This is a genomic window from Streptococcus sp., from assembly GCF_019414905.1.
Taxonomy (GTDB): Bacteria; Bacillota; Bacilli; order Lactobacillales; family Streptococcaceae; genus Streptococcus.
The window spans coordinates 1-1,939 of the sequence record NZ_DXLC01000195.1 but is presented as its reverse complement, the minus strand read 5'-3'; the positions used below and the strand labels follow the sequence as shown (position 1 = coordinate 1,939).

The 1,939-nt window shown below is 39.7% G+C and carries 2 protein-coding genes; both read left to right on the top strand.

Going from position 1 to position 1,939, the window contains the following annotated elements; all coding sequences use genetic code 11:
- Nucleotides 1-414: 414 nt before the first annotated feature.
- Nucleotides 415-1,173 (top strand): ABC transporter ATP-binding protein, encoded by a 759-nt coding sequence (locus tag QZ359_RS05890; RefSeq protein WP_000173358.1) that lies wholly within the window; start codon nt 415-417, stop codon nt 1,171-1,173.
- Nucleotide 1,174: 1 nt separating this feature from the next.
- On the top strand, nt 1,175-1,939 hold a 765-nt coding region (locus QZ359_RS05885), incomplete at its 3' end, for an FtsX-like permease family protein (RefSeq protein WP_293963973.1).

Genomic DNA, 1,939 nt, shown 5'->3' with positions numbered 1-1,939 from the left:
TTTCTAAAGTAAGCCCTTTCATAATTATATTATATAATTTTTATAGTAAAAAGTCAATTGATTTATTGCATAGTGAAATGAAATAAAAACTCAATAATTGATTGGGAAATTCAAACCAATTTCTAATAATATTTTAGAAGCTACAGTGTACTTCTCTAGATTAAATCTGCTTACATTTCCCCCAATCTTACAAAAATGTAAGATTAAAGTCTCTTTTGTAAGGTTAGGTTATGGCAAGCGGTCTTTTTTTGATGTAAACTAGACTCATAAAGAACAAAGGAGTAACATCATGAAACAAATCTTACAGAAGAAAACAAGAAAACCAAGCCACAAAGATATTGAGCGCGTTCAGCTGGGATGCGCTATGATGCAAGCAACATTTCAATTGATGGGGTATTAAGAAAGGAGATTCTCATGACACTTTTAGATGTAAAACACGTTCAAAAAATTTATAAAACTCGTTTTCAGGGCAACCAAGTAGAAGCCCTAAAGGATATTCACTTTACCGTGGAAAAAGGTGACTACGTTGCTATCATGGGTGAGTCTGGTTCTGGTAAATCAACTCTTCTCAATATCCTAGCTATGCTGGATAAACCAAGTCGTGGGCAGGTTTACTTGAATGGAACTGACACCGCAACCATCAAAAATTCACAGGCTTCGAGTTTCCGTCGTGAAAAGTTGGGCTTTGTCTTTCAAGATTTTAACTTGCTAGATACTCTGTCTGTTAAGGACAATATCTTGCTTCCCTTAGTTTTGTCAAGAAGACCTATTACGGAGATGATGAAAAAATTGGTGGTGACTGCTGAGAATCTGGGTATTAACCAATTACAAGAGAAGTACCCTTACGAGATTTCAGGTGGTCAGAAACAGCGTGTAGCAGTAGCCCGCGCCATCATCACAGAACCTGAAATTCTCCTTGCGGACGAGCCAACAGGAGCTCTTGATTCCAAGTCATCTGCAGCTCTTCTTGATGTTTTTGATGAAATCAATGAGCGAGGTCAAACCATTCTCATGGTAACCCACTCAACAGCAGCAGCGAGCAGAGCCAAACGTGTACTCTTTATCAAAGACGGCATTCTTTACAACCAAATCTACCGTGGAGAGAAGACAGAACGTCAGATGTTCCAAGAAATTTCTGATACCTTGACTGTCATGGCAAGCGAGGTGAATTAGTATGTTTCGATTAACCAATAAGTTAGCGGTATCGAACTTGATTAAAAACCGCAAACTCTACTATCCTTTTGCGCTGGCTGTTCTCTTGGCAGTCACTGTGACCTATCTCTTTTACTCTCTAACCTTTAATCCCAAGATTGCGGAAATCCGTGGAGGTGAAACAATTCAAGCTACTCTAGGATTTGGTATGTTTGTCGTCACCCTTGCGTCAGCCATTATCGTCCTCTATGCCAATAGTTTTGTCATGAAAAACCGTTCCAAGGAACTAGGGATTTATGGCATGCTGGGTTTGGAGAAACGCCATCTGATCAGTATGACCTTTAAGGAGTTAGTGCTATTTGGAATTTTAACTGTTGGAGCAGGTATCGGTATTGGAGCCTTGTTTGACAAGTTGATTTTCGCTTTCCTACTCAAACTGATGAAATTGAAGGTTGAGCTGGTCGCTACCTTTCAGATGAAAGTTGTCATTACAGTACTTCTTGTCTTTGGTTTGATTTTCCTAGGTCTCATGTTCCTGAATGCTCTTCGAATCGCCCGTATGAATGCCCTTCAGCTCTCACGTGAGAAAGCTAGCGGAGAGAAAAAAGGTCGTTTTCTACCTCTCCAAACGATTCTTGGTTCCATAAGTTTAGGGATTGGCTACTATCTTGCCCTTACAGTAAAAGATCCCCTTACAGCCCTAACAACCTTCTTCCTAGCTGTTTTGCTAGTTATAATTGGGACCTATCTTTTGTTCAATGCAGGGATTACCGTTTTCCTTCAAATC

Coding starts and splice junctions, on each gene's coding strand:
- QZ359_RS05890 (WP_000173358.1), top strand. CDS start 415: ATGACACTTTTAGATGTAAAACACGTTCAAAAAATTTATAAAACTCGT.